The organism is Streptomyces sp. Y2F8-2, from assembly GCF_014905555.1.
GTDB lineage: Bacteria > Actinomycetota > Actinomycetes > Streptomycetales > Streptomycetaceae > Streptomyces > Streptomyces cynarae.
This window is the reverse complement of record NZ_BNGS01000003.1, coordinates 842,550-858,572: the sequence shown is the minus strand read 5'-3', so window position 1 is coordinate 858,572 and position 16,023 is coordinate 842,550. Positions and strand designations below refer to the sequence as shown.

The following is a 16,023-nucleotide window of genomic DNA, read 5'->3' as shown; positions in this document are numbered from 1 at the left end:
CCGAGGACGTAGGGACCACCATGGCTCAGGAAGGGGACTGGCAGCGGGACGTGTTGCGCGAGCTGGCCGACGGCTCCCAGGGTGGTACGCCGCCGTCGCCGCGCCCGAATGAGTCCGGCGCGATCCCGGGTGCTCCCGTGCGAGCGGGGGCGGATGCGGAGCCGTCCGCCGGGACCTCTCCGGCCGCGCCTCCGGTCCCCCGGCAGGCCCACGATCCGAGTGTCCCCACTCGGGTCCCCGAGTCCCTGCCCACGGTCGACCCACGGCTCGCCATCGCGTTGGGCCGCCCGCAGCACGGCGACTCGGTCGCACGCCGCACCGGCCGGTCGCTGCGCAGGCTCGCCGCGTCTGCCGGGCAGGAGGTCGCCGAGCAGACGCGCCTCGCCCAAGCGGTGCAGCAGCCGGTGACGACCGGCCGGATCATCGCGGTGACGTCGATCCGCGGCGGCGTGGGCAAGTCCACGGTCTCCGCACTACTGGGCCGTACGTTCAACCACTACCGCCACGATCCCGTGCTCACTCTGGAGGCGGACGCGGCCCTGGGCACCCTGCCGGTGCGGATGGGCGCCAAGTCGGTGCGTTGGTCGTGCAGCGACCTGGCCCGGATTCTCACGCCCGCCATGCAGCTCACCGACGTCATCGGCTACCTGGTGCCGGTGTCCGACGGCGGCTGGCTGCTGCCCGCCGGCCAGGGCCGCGTGGGCGCGCCTCTGGACGTGCGCACGTACCGCACGGTGACGCTGGCGCTGCGCCGGTACTTCGCGGTGACGGTGGTGGACTGCGAGACCCTGCCGGGCGAGGTGGCCCGTACGGCGATGGACACCGCCCACGCCCGCGTGGTGGTCGCGCCGATGACTGCCGAGGGCGTCAACGGCACCCGTCAGGTCCTCGACTGGCTGGCGCAGCTGCCGCACTCCGCCCTGGCGACGACCGTCGTCGCCCTCAGCGCCGGCTCGCCCGACACCACCCTCGATCCCAAGACCGCGGCAGCGCACCTGCGCGAGCCCGGCGTACCCGTGGTGCTGCTCCCCTATGACCGCCATCTCGCCCAAGGAGGCCCCATCCACACCGCCATGCTGGGCCAGGACACTCGCACCGCGGCCGTCCGCCTGGCCGCCGAGGCGATGCAGCGAGCTGTGAGGATGCGATGACCCAGCAGCTCATCCACCGTCCGGCCCGCAGCACCCGCCCTCTCGAGCCCGCACCGCCTCGCACCGTCGAAGCGCCGCCGAACCTGCCCGAGGGCAAGGTCGGCAACGCGGCCACCGCGCTGCTGCCGATGGCCGGCGTCATCAGCTCCGTCGTGATGATGACCGTCATCCGCAACAGCCAGTTCGCCGCGCTCGGTGCGATCGTGCTGGTCGTCGCCCTGTGCGGCGCGGTGGCGCTCTTCCTGTCCCAGCGTGGCAAGGCCCAGCGCACCCGGCGCGTCCAGCGGGAGCGGTACCTGGAATATCTGGAGGAGCTGCGCGAGGAATTGGGCGGCTCCGAACGGGAGCGGCGACGTCTGGCCCGGCTGCTGAACCCGCCGCCGGAGGCGCTGTACGACCTCGTGCGCGACCCGGCCCGGCTGTGGGAGCGCCGCCGCCAGGACGCCGACTTCCTGCAGGTGCGAGCCGGCACCGGCGACATCCCCGTACAGGAGCTGGCCATCGGCCAGAACAGCGCCGGCGGGGTGCTGACCCCGCCGGACCCCTTCATGCTCAACGAGGCCCGTGCCCTGCAGGGCCGCTTCACCGCCGCCTCCGACTTTCCGCTCACCGTGCCTCTGGACCGTGCGGGGAACGTCAGCATCGTCGGTGACCGGGAGGGCGTCCTCCGCGTCGCGCGGGCACTGCTGCTGCAGACGGCCGTGACGCACGCGCCGGACGACGTGGCCCTCGCCCTGGCCACGGGCGACGAGGCCGCGTGGGAGTGGGCCAAGTGGCTGCCGCATGTCCTTGACCCGCAGTCCTACGACGGCCCGGTCGCCGCCCGCCGGATCGCAGCCGACCTGCCTCGGCTGGCCCGGCTGTGCATGCCCGACCTGCAACAGCGCGCCGCGTACGCAGCCGAGGTGCGACGCGGGCTGGCCGGACGGGACGCCTTGCGCCTGACGGCCCGGCTCCTGGTCGTCAGTGACACGTACGGAGACATCGCGGCCGAACTCCCGCGTCCGGACTCGGCCGTCGACCTCCCGGACATGGGTGTCACCGTGCTGCACCTGCTGGAACAGCAGGTGCACGAGCCGGACGAGGTGAGCGTGCGCATCACGGTCGACGGCGACCGCATCGCCGTCGAAGACCTGCGCGCACCCGGCGCCCCCGTTGCGCGCGGCACCTCCGACGCCGTGACCGGCCCAGGTGCCGAGGGCATCGCCCGCATGCTGGCCCCGCTGCGGCTGTCCGCGGAGTCGGCCGCCGAGGGCACCCCGGTCGCCGGACCCGTCGACTTCCCCGCCCTGCTCGGCATCGACGACCCCGCCGACCTCGACCTGCACCGGCTGTGGGCACCCCGCGGCGAACGGGACTTCCTGCGCGTACCCATCGGCCTGACAGACCGCCGCGAGCCCGTACTGCTCGACCTCAAGGAGTCCTCGCAGCTGGGCATGGGACCGCACGGGCTGTGCGTGGGCGCGACCGGATCCGGCAAGAGCGAGCTGCTGCGCACCCTCGTCCTGGCCCTGACCGCCACCCACTCCCCCGAGGACCTCGCGCTGGTCCTGGTCGACTACAAGGGCGGCGCCACCTTCGCGCCCTTCGCCGAACTCCCGCACGTGGCCGGCGTGATCACCAACCTCGAGAACCAGGCCGGCCTCGTCGAACGCGTCCACACCAGTCTCGCCGGCGAGGTCAAACGCCGCCAGCAGGTCCTCAAGGACGCCGGAAACGTCGCAGACATCGGCCACTACGCCGCCCTGCGCGCCACCCAACGTCCCGACCTGGAGCCCCTCCCCCACCTCTTCGTCGTCATCGACGAGTTCGGCGAACTCATCACCGCCAAGCCGGACTTCATCGACCTGTTCCTGTCCATCGGCCGCATCGGCCGCTCCATCGGCGTCCACCTGCTGCTGTCCAGCCAGCGCATCGAGGGCGGCGGACTCAAGGGGCTGGACACCTATCTGTCGTACCGGCTGGGCCTGCGCACCTTCTCCGCCGACGAGTCCCGCACCGTCCTGGACACGACCGACGCCTTCCACCTGCCGCCGCTTCCGGGCTTCGGCTATCTGAAGGTCGACACCTCCACTTACGAACGCTTCAAGGCCGGGTACGTCTCCGGCCGCTACCACGGTCCGACCCGGCACGAGCAGGCCGACGACACCCCGCTGGCCTGGCCCGACCCGACGTACAACACGGGGCAGGAGGAACCGGAGGCACCGGAAGAACCCGCCGCCACCCGGCGCGAGACCGGCCCGACCGTCCTGTCCGTCATGGTCGACCAGCTCGCCACCGCCGCACCCCCGGTACGCCGCATCTGGCTGCCCCCGCTGCCGGACGCCGTCACCCTGGACACGGCCGCCGGACCGCTGCAGGCCGGTACGGACGGCCTACGCCTCACCCACGGCGACGGCCCGCTGCGCGTCCCGCTCGGCGTCCTCGACGACCCGGCCCGCCAGGTCCAGCAGCCATGGCTGCTGGACCTGACCGTGGCGGGCGGACACGTCGCGGTGATCGGCGGACCGCAGTCCGGCAAGACCACCCTGCTGCGCACGCTCACCCTCGCCCTGGCCCTCACCCACGCCCCGGACGACGTCGCCGTCTACGGCCTCGACCTGGCCGGCGGCGGCCTGTCCGCGCTGGCCGGGCTGCCGCACGTCGGCGGCATCGCGGGGCGCGCGGACCACGAGCGGGCCGCCCGCACCATCGCCGAGGTGCGCACCATGCTGGCCCAGCGCGAGGAACTCTTCCGCGAGCTGGGCATCGACTCCGTCGACCAGTTGCGCCACCTGCGAGTCAACGGACGGCTACCGCAGCTGGGCGCCACCGACATCGTGCTGCTCATCGACGGGTTCGGCGCCCTGCGCGACGAGTTCGCCGACCTCGATGACGCGATCGCCGACCTGCTCAAGCGGGGCGGCGGCTACGGCATCCACGTCGTGGCGGGCATGCTGCGCTGGAACGACGTTCGTATCGCCACCCAGTCGATGTTCGGCACCCGCGTCGAGCTCCGGCTCAACGACCCCGCCGACTCCTCCATTGACCGGAAGCTGTCCGAGACCCTCGCCCCCGAGACGCCCGGCCGGGCGCTGACCGACGGCAAGCTCTTCGCGCAGGTGGCGCTGCCCCGCATCGACAACTGCCCGGACACAGGCGACCTGGGCCCGGCCCTGGAGCGCACCGCTCGCACGATCCGCGCTTCCTGGCACGGCGAAGTTGCCCCGCCGGTACGAGTGCTGCCCACCCGCCTCCCGGCTGCGACCCTGCCGACTCCCGCCGCCGAACCCGCCCGAATCCCCCTCGGCGTCGACCAGGACACCCTCGCCCCGGTCCTGCTCGACCTGTTCGGCAGCGACCAGCACCTGCTGATCCTCGGCGACAACGAGTGCGGCAAGACCAATCTGCTCAAACTGATCGCCACCCAGCTCGTCGAGCGGCACACGGACGAGGAACTCGTCTTCGGCATCTTCGACCCGCGCCGCGGCCTGCGCGGCGTCATCCCCGAGCCCTACCGCGGCGGCTACGCTCACAACGCCAAACTCGCCGCCGCCCTGGCCACCGGCATCGCCACCGAACTGGAAAAACGCCTGCCGGAAACCGCCGACCCGGACAGCACCACCATCGAGCTCTCCTTCCGCGGGCCCCGCATCGTCATCCTGATCGACGACTACGACATCCTCACCACCGCCGGACAGCAGCCCCTTGCACCTTTCCTGCCCTACCTCTCCTCCGCGCAGGACATCGGCCTGCACTTCGTCCTCGCCCGCCGTGCCGCCGGAGCCTCCCGCGCCCTGTACGAACCCCTGCTCACCACCCTGCGCGAGACGGGCACCACGGCCTTGGTCATGACCGGTGACCGCACCGAAGGACAGCTCTTCCCCGGCCTCTACGCCTCCCAGCAGCCGCCCGGTCGCGGCACCCTCGTCCGCCGCGGCCGCCCCCACCAGCTCATCCAGACCGCCCTCATCGCAGAAGAGGCCGAAGAGACCCCGTGACGAAGGACGTCATCGCCCTCACCCCCACGATGCCGAACCTGAACACCCTGCTGGCAGGCCTCTACGCAGGCGGCCCCGACCTCGGTGTGAACACGACGGCCGACGGTGCCGTGGTGCAACTCTGCGCCGGTGACGGTCGCCCCCTCGTCTCCGTGGAAGCACCGATCCTGGTCCACATCCCCGGCGAAACCACCCGCCTGCTTGACTGCCCCACCCCGGACGGACCGGTGTGGTGGACCGAAGCCCGCGCCTCCACCGCCGTCGCCGAGGCCGGCCGCCTCGCAGCCTCCTTCGCCGGACGCCTGGCCACCGTCCTGGGCGGCACAGTCTGGCCACCCGAGGCCGCCACCACCGACGTCGTACCCCTCACCACCGACGTAACTGCAGTCCCCGTCCCCACCACCGCCACGCCCGCCGTCGACGTCCTGACCACGACCACGGCCGTAGTCATCCAGGATCGCCCCCTGGTCCCCCTGACCAGCTGGCTCGCCGACGCCCTGCGCACCGCAACCGCCGCCCACCGGGCCCTGCAGATCGTCACCCCGCCCACGGCACGCCTCACCCTGCCCACCCGCACCGCCCTGCGCGGCCTGCCCAACCGCTGGGTCGTCCAGCACCCCGAACACGGCTACTACGACGGCCTGTCCGGCGCCATCCTCCACTGGAAGAACGGCACCTTCACCCCCGTACGCGACAACAACGGCACCGCCCAGGCAGCCGAGGCCTTCAAAAGCGTCACCGACACAGGAGAACGCCAGCTCCTGCTCGCCCTGCGCACCCGCCACCCCGCCGATGCGGACCTCGTCCTCGGCCGCGCCCTCGAAACCGCCTTCCACCTCCTCACCGACGCGCCACCCGCCGGCTGGAGCACCGCCGAACCGGTCAACCTCCCCTGGTCCACCCGCCAGTTGACCGAACTCGCCCGCTCCCGCGCACCACAGCCCACCTGGCTGGTCGCCGTGGGCCACCCCGACCGCCCCGCCCTCGCCACCGCCCGCATCACCCGCACCCCGGCAGGCATCGAGGAGGACATCACCCTCGCCCTCGGCTACGGCAAGGACGAGACCCCACCCCTGAACGCGATCGAACGCCTCGCCACGGCTCTCGCCACCGAACACGGCCTCGCCACCCTGCTCACCTCACTCCGCACCGCCCGCCGCGACCTCACTGTGCCGCCACACCTCGAAGCCCCACCCATCCCCGTCGCACTCACCCTCGGACACAACGAGATCGAGCACATCGACCGCACCCGAGCCGAACACCCACCCCTCGGCCCCACCCCCACCCGACTCGGCCACCCGGCCAAACCCGCCCTCCACTACCCCCTGGGGGAGGGAACCGACCCAAGGGCCTGGGCCACGTTCCAGCACCTCACCCAGCACCTGAAGCAGGTCTGACCGCTCCGGACCCAGCTCTCCCGCCGCGACACCTCACGCGTCTGTTCGAGTCCTGCCGAGTGCGCGCAGCTCAGAGGTCCCGGATCACTCCGGGGCCTCTGGCGTTTCAAGGGCGTACAGCAGCGAAGTAACCGGATGGGTCACCGGTGGCCGGTCGGTCGGTGGTCCCAGACGAAGACTTCACCCCGCCCCGGACACTCCTCCAACCTCACGCACGAAGCCGAACAGGCCGGCCCCGCAGACCTGCATCTGAGCCCCGGGCAACACCGCCGCGTCAACGTCGCGACCGCGTGCCGGGTAGTCCCGGCCAGGACCTCCACGACGAGCGCCGACATACTCAATGCGTAGGTCTGGCCTGCAGGAACGGACTACGCCTGCTGCTCTTCGGTTCCGCTGAGAGTGGGCATGCCACAACCTCCGCACCGGCACCCAGCCGTGCAAAGGCTCTGAGGGCAAAAAACAGTCCCCGGTAGTACTGCACGTGTCCTGAAGCTTCAGTCGTCACTGTCGCCTCGGTATCGCGCCGGCTTGCCGGGGGCCTCAACCACATCCTGTCCAAGTCACTACGCCGACTAGACGTCCTGATCGACTTTGTAACTCTTTCGGTGTTATGGCCTACTAACCATGATGCGCACTGAATGTCATGAGTCAATAGCTTTTCGGTAAATTCCAGACGGAATTTCCTGCGATCACCTTCGACTGCGGCATCCGGCTCGTCCGAGCGCAGTATCAGCACGGCCGAGCAGTGCCCACCGAGTGGAGCGTGGAGGACCGGGCCGAATCTCCGGGTGTTTCCCCTGGTCAGCTGCACAATGGCCTAAGGCACCCAGATAGGTCCGGGGGCCTAAGCCTGACACCACATGCGCTCACTCGTACTCGCGCAACAATTCCTCGATCTTGCGGTTTGCGATCTCCTGCCGACCGTCGATGCACTTGGCGTAGCGGCTCAACAGGACCTCAACGCTGTTGCCAGCGCGTTCGGCGACCTCAGTGGGGTCCACTCCGGAGTTGAGCCAGGTCGACAGCGCCGAGTGCCGTAGATCATACGGCCGGGCAGCGAGCGGCGAGGCGACCGCGGCCGGCGGGAGCGCCAGCGCACGAGCCTCCTGCCAGACGCGGCAGTACGTCGAGGAGCCGACCACTCCCCCGCGCTCGTTGGCGAACAGCCGCCCGTCCTCGGCGGTGCCGAAGGTGTCGAGGTGCTGCCGGAGGATGGCGACGAGCCGGGTCGGGATCGGTACGGGTCGGACCTCCTCCGCCGGTCGGTTCTTCAGGCCTCGGTCGTCATGGGGTCTCGCCGGAGTCGGTCCACTGCTTGCCGACACTGGGGCGCGTCCGGTTCAACAGTGCCGTCCCCCAGCCGACCTCGGGCAGCTTCAGGTCTGCACTGGTGAGGCCGACGGCCTCAGCCGGGCGCAGGGCGCCGTAGTACATGCAAGCGAACAGGCCGACGAGTCGGCGACCACGCGCGGCCGTACCCGCCGACATACGAGACCGCAGTCAGCAGATCGCGGCATACTGTCCGATCTCATCACCGCATCACCGCAGGTCGCTGCGTCCTTCGGCTGCTCGGGCGCTCGGCTTGGCTTGCCTCGGTGACAGAGCAACTGGTGCGGCCCCAGCCGTGTAGCCCACGGCGCCCGGCTGCTTAGATCGCTGCCATGACGGACTGGTCCCAGCTCCACCACGCCTACGGCACGGCAGAAGACATCCCGGGCCTGCTCAGCTCAGTGAGCCCCGCCCCAGGGGATTCAAGCTGGACCGAACTTTGGTCCCGGCTGTGCCATCAAGGCACCGTCTACTCAGCTAGCCACGCGGCCCTGCCGGCCCTGCGAGACATGGCACGCCAGTGGTCGCCCGCGGACAGACAGATGCCACTCGTACTGGCCGGCGCCATCGCGGCCAGCACTGATCAGCCATATGGCGAGCAAGATCCCCACGTGGCCTACGCCTCGGAAATGTCCGACCTGGCGCAACTGACCGAGGAAGCCCTTCGAGATCCGGCCCTCGCCGACGACCCCGGCACCTACGTCTACCTTCTCGCCGCACTCCTCGGCTTCGAGGGGGTCGACATCTGGAGCGAACAGCTCGACGGACTGAATGACGATGAATACGAAGTCCCCTGTCCGGCGTGTACCGCGGAGAACTTCGTAGCGTTCGGCGAGTACGGCTTCTTCTCAACCACCGACAGCATGTACATGGACGAGACCGCGGCAAGAAGGATGCCGCTGCAGCCTGCGGACGCCTCAGCCCTGGAGGGGCTGGCCCAAAGACTGCACAGTCGCGCGCTCGCAGACGGTCAGACCGATGTCGCGCGTAAGTTGACTTACGTTTTCGGCAAAGCCCAGTGCGCCGAGTGCGATGAGGTCTTCAGCGTCGCGGAAGCCATCGCCACTCGTTGGGTCGAGTGAACCACGGCCTCCGACCAGCGCCACAACACGCGGCTGAGGCAAACTGGCGCATCGCTGAGTCGCGCCGAGTCAGGCCTTGCTCCAAGCTTGCCGATGGCGTGCAACGCTGTGCACGTGTTCGACCTGCTTGGCCGTCAATACCTCTGAGCTGAGAGTGGGGCCAGTGCCGCTACTTGGCATTCCCGGTACACCCGCACGCTGAGCTGCGTGGCGACCACCTTCAGATCGGTGACGCCGACGAAGACGAGCACTGGCTAGCGGCTGCCCGGCGGGGCTGTGGGACAGTTCGGCCGGGCGCGCGGCGGAGGCCTGGCGAGGCTCCGACTCAGGAGCTGGAGACTCGTCGGGGCGATCACCGTCTTGGTTCGCCGCCGGACCGCTCCGCGCGAAGCATGGAGAAGATGATCTGGTCGTGCCACTGGCCTCCGCGCCACTGCGCGGAGCGCAGCACGCCCTCCCTGACGAAGCCCGCCTTCTCCAACGCACGCTGCTCGGCGAGGTTGGCGAAGTCCGTCCAGGCTTGGAGCCGTTCGGCCCTGGTGTGGTCGAAGAGGTACTCGGCCAGCAGTCTCTGGGCCTGGGTGCCCATGCCGCGGCCGCGCGCTGCCGGCACCAGGCCGATCGCCAGACTCCAGCAGGTGGAGGTGGCGGGCCGCCCCCATGTGCTGGCGAACCACTCGACCCGCCCTACGGTCCGGCCAGCCTCCGCAACGGAAAGCACGCCGCCGTCGGGGCTGAGCAGGCCGGTCTCCGCGAACTGCCGACGCAGGCCGGCAGGTGAGCCGAAACCGAACCACTGGTACTGGCCGGTTCCCTCCGGACCGCTGAACTCGCGCTCGAACAGATCGAGATCGTCGGCGGTCACCGGGCGCAGCGTGATCTCATCGGACATGGAACGACCCCTCATCCTCTCGACCATACGGTTCACCTCGTATGGCCGGCGTGGGCAACGGCGTCTGACTCTTCCACACATCAAGCCGCGCCCCGGCAGGACGCCCGGCGGCACGCGCCCGGAAGGAACTGCTGCGTGAGGTCCCGGAGTCGAGCTGGCCGGCGAGCACCCGAAGTACAACGCGAACACCGCATTCTCCGCAGCAGTGTCGACCGAAGAACCCGTAGAAGTCTGCACACCGATCGTCGCCCTCGCAGCGCGAGCGGTCCCGGACCGGACACCGGAGCGCCAGCAAGAGTTCACCGTCCGTCCGTTCGCCGATCAACCCCGAGGTCAACCGGGACCGCCAGACTTCCCGCCGGGCCGATCATCGGCTGCCGCACGCGCCCGCCGTGAGCCGCGCCGCTACCCCCCGCCGGCCGCTGACCAGATGTATCCCGGCCCGCCCGGGCCGCTCCACCGCGAGGGAGAATCCCATGAGATCGTGGCGCCATGCCGTGTCCGCCACCGCTGCCCTGAGCCTGCTCACGCTCGCCGTTTCCGCCGGGCGTGCATCGGCCGGCCCGCATGCCGCAGATGCCGGCACCACCACCGACGACAAGCCCTTCACCTTCGCGGTATTCGGCGACATGCCCTACGGCGACGCCGAGATCGCCGACTTCCCGCACGTCGTCAGCCAGATCAACGCCGACCCCGACGTCAGTTTCGTCACGCACCTCGGGGACATCAAGAACGGCTCGACGGTGTGCAGCGACGCATACTTCCAGATGATCAAGTCGGACTTCGACCAGTTCAAGGACCCGCTCGTGTACACGGTGGGCGACAACGAGTGGACCGACTGCCACCGGCCGAACAACGGCTCCTACAACCCGCTGGAACGCCTCGCGAAGATCCGCCAGGTGTTCTTCCCCCGCCCCGGCCGGACCCTGGGCCAGGACAGCGTGCCGGTGACCTCGCAGGCCGACGAGGGCGTACCGGAGGACGTCCGCTACACCCGCGCCGGCGTCGCGTTCGCCGCGGTCCACGTCGTGGGCAGCAACAACAGCATGGCGCCGTGGACCGGCAACACCCAGCCCACCCCCGAGCAGGCCGCCGAGGTACTGGCCCGCACGGCATCGGTGACCGAGTCCATCCACGACACCTTCGCCTCGGCCCGCCGCCACCACGACCGAGCCGTCACCCTGATGATGCAGGCCGACATGTTCGACCCCACCGTCAGCGATCCTTCCTACGCCGACTACTACGCCTTCCAGCCGATCGTCGCCGCCATCGCCCGCGAGTCGGCCGCCTTCGACGGCCCGGTCTACCTCTTCAACGGCGACAGCCACCTCTACAACAGCGACCAGCCGCTGGCTGCCGGATCCCCGTGGCTGTCCTTCTACCACCTGACCACCGCGGTGCCCAACCTGCACCGCGTCACCGTCGACGGCTCCAACAACGCCAAGGACTACCTGAAGGTCACCGTCCAGCCGCACAACCCCCAGGTCCTCAAGTGGACCCGGGTCCCCCTGGCCGGTTCCGGCGCCTGACACCCGGGTGCGTCGGCGGTCGGTCCGCTCGTCAGCGGTCCGACCGCCGACGCCGTGTTCCCGTCCCGCCCCATCCGACCGGACTGTGCGGCGGACGGTTCGGGGATCCCGTCTCGCGGCCTGGTTCAAGAACCTCGGCGGCGCAGAGCGCGTGTCGTAGGGCGCGTGTCGTAGGGCGCGGCTCAAGGGGACGCCCCCGGTTCGCGAAACACAGAGCTCTTACGCCGGGGGGCTGAGTGGGGACAAAGTGCCGCACTCGGCCGCCTCCCTTCAACACAGGCTGAGCGACTACTAAGGTGCGCCCATGCTCGACGACGTCATCGTCCAGCAGGCCGCAGCCGACCTGCTCTCCAAGCCACACTCCCTTGAGGCCGCAGTCGTCGCTCTGCCCACCACAGCGGGCCTGTACGCCTGGTGGGCACCGTGCGAGGTACTGGCCCCATTCGGCGGGCCCACCAGCTCGGGCGACCCCACGCAGCGGCTTCTGTACCTGGGCAAGGCCAAGCGGCTTCGCTCCCGCGTCCTCTCCAACCATCTGAGGGACTCCCGCCGATCCACCCTGCGCCGCACACTGGCCGGCCTGCTGATGTCCACCGAGGGCTACCGCACCACCTGGACCGATCGCGTCGTCCTGGCCCCCGTGGACGAGCGACGCCTGACCGACTGGATGCACCGGCATCTCACGCTCACCTGGTGCGAACATCCCGACCCCGTCCCGCTGGAGCGTGTGCTGATCTCCCGGATGCGCCCGCCGCTGAACGTAGAGGGCGTCGAGCGCAGCACCGACCTGGACCGTGTCAAGCAAGCACGCGTCCTCTACTACGCCAGCGCCGGGCCCCGACCGGGCAAGTAGTGTGCCCACCGGGCAGGCCCGGTGGCAGGTGGTGTAGCTGATGACACCGCCGCGTTCGCCGACGAACAGCCCGCCGTCGTCGGCCGTACCGAACGTGGCGACGTGCTCACACCACAGGGTCACCAGTTGCAGCGGCAGCGGCAGCGGCAGCGGCACCACCCGCGTTTCTCCCGGCGGGCGGTTCTTCAGCCCGCGCTCGTCGTGGTGCTGCACGGTGTCGGTCCACCGTACCCAGGACTGCCACGGCGACGGCCGCTTGTCGGCGGCCTGGCTCCTGCCCTTTTCTGCGTGTCGCCTACAGCAGCACCACGTCGCAGTGCCGCTGCACCAAGCTGTTGGCGGCACAGGTTCGCTCTCGAAGCCCACCTGGTGCCGCCGTTACGGGATGGCCCAAGCTGGCCCGCATGGATTGGTTGCCATTGCTCTCCACCCTGACCGGGGCCACGATCGGTATCGTCGCCACTCTCATCGCCGATCGGAATCGGTGGAAGCGCGAGGACGTCAAAGAAGCTCTTCGGCTGCGGCTCGACATCTACACGCAGTACACGACCACCGTGAAGGTCCTCGGTGAGACCCTGCGGGCCTTGGCCGAGCGAGAGCACCCGTCCGACGACGAGCGGGCGCTTGCGCTGCGCGAAGCCTTTCGGGAGTCAGGCATAGCCATCGCATCAGAACGGATGTGGCTCATCGCGCCCCAACCCGTCGTCAAGGCCTCCAACAGCGTGTTCCACTGCCTGCGAAGCATCTGCGACGGCTACGCCGACGGCACTGCTGTCAGCAGTCCGGAGGATCGCGCCCGCTGGGAGGCTCGCGGCAAAGCAGCCGCCGAGATGCGCAAGCTCATGCGTGAAGATCTCGGCGTTGGCCCACTCACCGAACGCCACAGCCCCTTTCTCAACGACTACAACAACCCCACGGCGCAGTGATCGTGACCGTTGCACCAACGTCATGAGATGGCGCAGTCAGTCGCGTCCCGGAGCTCAACCAGCCGGTGATCACACGCGATCGTCCGCACGTACGCGGAAAGACCGGCCCCGGACCAGCGCCGGCCCGGGGCTCTCGTTCGTCAGTCATGTGTTTGTGCCAGTCCGTGAGGTCGTCGGGGTTCCGCCGTGGTCGTGCCGTTACTTGAGCTCGGCGGCGGTGTAAAAGCCGCTCAGGACCAGAACGAGGTTGTAGTTGGTCTTGTCGACGCTCGTCGGCTGCAGCAGGTAGGCGGGCACGGTCTTGACACCGTTGTTGTAGCCGTATCTGCTGTTCACCTGCGGCGGCTTTTTGCTGAGTATGTCGACGACCATGTTCGAGGCGGCCTGGGCGAGCTGGCGGACGTCCTTGTAAACGGTCTGCGACTGCTGACCCGCGATGATTGACTTCACCGAGGGCAGCTCGGCGTCCTGACCGGTGATGACCGGGAGGGGCTTGCTGCCGGAGCCGTAGCCGTGCGACTTCAGCGCCGACAGGATGCCGATGGAGATGCCGTCGTACGGCGACAGGACCGCGTCGATCTTGCTGCTCCTGTACGACGTCGTGAGGATGCCGTTCATGCGCTTCCGTGCGGTGGATCCGTCCCAGCGCAGGGTGGTGACCTGGTTGAGCGCGGTCTGGCCGGACTGGACGACCAACTGCTTGTTGTCCAGGTATGGCTGCAGGAGGTGCATCGCGCCGTCGAAGAAGTATTTGGTGTTGTTGTCGTCGGGGGAGCCGGCGAACAGCTCGATGTTGAACGGGCCCTTGCCCTGCTCCAGGCCGAGCTTGTCGATGATGTACAAGGCCTGGAGCCGGCCGACCTGGTCGTTGTCGAAGGAGACGTAGTAGTCGACGTTCTTGGTGCCGAGGATGAGCCGGTCGTAGGAGATCACCGGGATGTGCGCGTCGGCGGCCTGTTGGAGCACGCCGTTCAGCGACTTGTTGTCGATGGCCGCGATGATCAGTGCATCGACGCCCTGCTTGATCAGACTCTGGATCTGTGAGACCTGGGTTTTCGGGTCGTTCTCGCCGTAGACCAGCTTGGTCTTGTACCCCTGGGCCTGTAGGTCCTGGACCACGCTCTTGCCGTCGGTGATCCACCGCTCGGAGGACTGGGTCGGCATGGCGATGCCGATGGTGCCGCCCTTGGAGCTGCCCTCGCTGTTCTGGCCGGAGCCACAGGCGGACAAGGTGAGGGCGAGGGAGGCGGCTCCGGCGATGGCAGCGAGGGCGGCTCTTCGGTCGAGCATGGTGATCGTTCCTTGTTCTTCTCGTCGTTGAGACCATGACGGCGTAAGCAGATGATGACGGCGTGTCAGATGCCGGTGGGGCAAGCCATGGGGCGGGGCCGGGCGGCCGGCGAGCAGGTCGAGAGCGCGTCGATCGCGTCGTATCCGCTTCCGGGCGATGTCCAGGTTCAGGTTCCGCAGGTGGGTGCCGTACGGGTGGGCCCCCGGGCGCCCTGGACATACCGGACTTGAGAGAGAGCGGTGCGCCGCGGCGGATCAGCTCGGCGACCTCGTGGATCCGCACGTAGCCGCCGGGGTTGTCGGCGGTCTTGGTGCACCTGTTCAGGGGAGTGAGCAGTCAGCGGGTCTCGCTGAATTGGTGGAGCGTCAGAACCCCCTGGCGCGTTGCTTGAGTCGGTGCTCAGTCGCCTCGGTGTCCCTCGGATCGCCGATCCATGCGTCGGCGCGGCCCGTCATCCGGCCCCGCCGGGGCTCGTGACCGCTTTGCCGGGGGCGCACCTGCACGTGCGTCAGGGTGCACCACAGCGCACCGGCCACGTGTGTACTGATTCCAGTGATACGCAGGACACTTGTCCTTCAACCGTTCGAAATATCGTCACATGTTCAGAATGTTGGCGTGACCCTAGAAGGGGGTGTGCGGGGTGTCAACGGGGCGAACGGGAACGGTTGTGGAAAGGTGTCGGAGATCGCTCTCGGTCTCCGACAGGAGTTTGCGGCGGCGCCTCGCACTCCAGCCGGACTTCTGCATTTCGCTGGTCAACGGCCTGGGCGGTGGAGGGGTCCGGGTCGTGACGGGGCAAGGCGTCTGCGGGACAGGGACGGGCCTCGCAGAAGCCGTCCCGGCTGGGCGGCCGCCTTCCGCCGCGGTAATTCGATGGCGTACGCGAAGCGGTGTGTCCAACCCTGGTCCGCGTGACAGAACCCAAGCACCGGATCCGAGCCCTGCACACGGACTCCACGGTCACCGTCTACCAGGCGTATGCACCGCAGATCGGTCTGCCGGCGGCCCGGGAGGGCCGTTTCCCTGCGGTGTGGCAGCGGGACCGGATGACATGGATCAAGCCGTCGTTCCTGTGGATGATGTACCGCTGCGGGTGGGGCACCAAGGAAGGCCAGGACATCGTCCTCGCCGTCGAGATCACCCGCGGAGGTTTCGAGTGGGCACTGGAACACGCCTGCCTGTCCCACTACGAACATGGGCTCCACGGCGACCGCGCCGCGTGGAAGCGCCAGTTGAAGCGGGCCCCGGCCCGGGTGCAGTGGGACCCCGAACGCGACCTGCGTCTGCAGCCGCTGCCCCACCGGTCGCTCCAGCTCGGCCTCGCCGGTGAAGCCGCACGTCTCTACGCCGACGAGTGGATCGTCTCCATCACCGACGTCACACCGCTCGCCCACACGATCCACGCCCATGTACGGGACGGTGACCTGGACATGGCCCGGCAACTCCTGCCCCGTGAACGCCCGTACCCCGTGAACAACGGGATCCTGGCCCATCTGCACCAATGACCCGATGCCCGCCGGTTGAACGATCTCCAAGCACCCCGAAGCCCCGGACCTCCCACCGTCCGAGGCTTCTCTCCGGCGGTCATGTTCA

At 69.1% G+C, this 16,023-nt stretch carries 10 protein-coding genes and 2 pseudogenes; 8 read left to right on the top strand and 4 right to left on the bottom strand.

Translation table 11 applies throughout. The features are described 5' to 3' along the window. The first annotated feature begins 20 nt into the window (after positions 1-20). The 3 genes from SY2F82_RS13910 to SY2F82_RS13900 are packed head-to-tail and all read left to right on the top strand — an operon-like array spanning position 21 to position 6,528. On the top strand, positions 21-1,151 hold the full coding sequence (locus SY2F82_RS13910; protein WP_236041402.1) for a hypothetical protein: 1,131 nt from the start codon (positions 21-23) through the stop codon (positions 1,149-1,151). Next, positions 1,148-5,131 carry a type VII secretion protein EccCa gene (gene eccCa / locus SY2F82_RS13905; protein ID WP_200419313.1) on the top strand — a complete coding sequence of 1,328 codons (3,984 nt, stop codon included), beginning with the start codon at positions 1,148-1,150 and terminating at the stop codon, positions 5,129-5,131. Before SY2F82_RS13910 ends, eccCa begins: the two co-directional genes overlap by 4 nt. Beyond that, positions 5,128-6,528 carry a DUF6177 family protein gene (locus tag SY2F82_RS13900; protein ID WP_200419312.1) on the top strand — a complete coding sequence of 467 codons (1,401 nt, stop codon included), beginning with the start codon at positions 5,128-5,130 and terminating at the stop codon, positions 6,526-6,528. The genes eccCa and SY2F82_RS13900 overlap by 4 nt, the downstream gene beginning before the upstream one ends. 866 nt (positions 6,529-7,394) lie before the next feature. On the opposite strand, the pseudogene SY2F82_RS13895 reads toward SY2F82_RS13900, so the two are convergent. Beyond that, positions 7,395-8,041, bottom strand: a pseudogene (locus tag SY2F82_RS13895) (site-specific integrase); the annotation flags it as partial. Positions 8,042-8,189: 148 nt separating this feature from the next. Between SY2F82_RS13895 and SY2F82_RS13890 the strand changes: the two are divergent. After that, on the top strand, positions 8,190-8,939 hold the full coding sequence (locus tag SY2F82_RS13890) for a hypothetical protein (RefSeq protein ID WP_200419311.1): 750 nt from the start codon (positions 8,190-8,192) through the stop codon (positions 8,937-8,939). A 352-nt stretch (positions 8,940-9,291) separates the two neighbouring features. Here SY2F82_RS13890 and SY2F82_RS13885 read toward each other — a convergent pair whose 3' ends face one another. Continuing rightward, entirely contained in the window at positions 9,292-9,831 is a 540-nt protein-coding gene (locus SY2F82_RS13885; protein ID WP_236041400.1) for a GNAT family N-acetyltransferase, read from the bottom strand. Positions 9,832-10,307: 476 nt separating this feature from the next. Between SY2F82_RS13885 and SY2F82_RS13880 the strand changes: the two genes are divergently transcribed. The 3 genes from SY2F82_RS13880 to SY2F82_RS13870 all read left to right on the top strand — a co-directional run bounded on the left by SY2F82_RS13880 (position 10,308) and on the right by SY2F82_RS13870 (position 13,139). Continuing rightward, on the top strand, positions 10,308-11,360 hold the full coding sequence (locus SY2F82_RS13880; RefSeq protein WP_200419309.1) for a metallophosphoesterase: 1,053 nt from the start codon (positions 10,308-10,310) through the stop codon (positions 11,358-11,360). Between the two features lie 304 nt (positions 11,361-11,664). Beyond that, positions 11,665-12,213 carry a GIY-YIG nuclease family protein gene (locus tag SY2F82_RS13875; RefSeq protein ID WP_200419308.1) on the top strand — a complete coding sequence of 183 codons (549 nt, stop codon included), beginning with the start codon at positions 11,665-11,667 and terminating at the stop codon, positions 12,211-12,213. A 404-nt stretch (positions 12,214-12,617) separates the two neighbouring features. Beyond that, entirely contained in the window at positions 12,618-13,139 is a 522-nt protein-coding gene (locus SY2F82_RS13870; protein ID WP_236041399.1) for a hypothetical protein, read from the top strand. Positions 13,140-13,337: 198 nt separating this feature from the next. Here the strand turns inward: SY2F82_RS13870 and chvE are convergent, their stop codons facing one another. Next, on the bottom strand, positions 13,338-14,429 hold the full coding sequence (gene chvE, locus SY2F82_RS13865) for a multiple monosaccharide ABC transporter substrate-binding protein (RefSeq protein WP_200419307.1): 1,092 nt from the start codon (positions 14,427-14,429) through the stop codon (positions 13,338-13,340). Positions 14,430-14,537: 108 nt separating this feature from the next. After that, positions 14,538-14,730 (bottom strand): annotated as a pseudogene (locus SY2F82_RS38795) (hypothetical protein); the annotation flags it as partial. Between the two features lie 611 nt (positions 14,731-15,341). On the opposite strand from SY2F82_RS38795, the gene SY2F82_RS13860 reads away from it, so the two are divergent. Then, entirely contained in the window at positions 15,342-15,935 is a 594-nt protein-coding gene (locus SY2F82_RS13860) for a DUF4291 domain-containing protein (RefSeq protein ID WP_200419306.1), read from the top strand. The last annotated feature ends 88 nt before the right edge of the window (positions 15,936-16,023 follow it).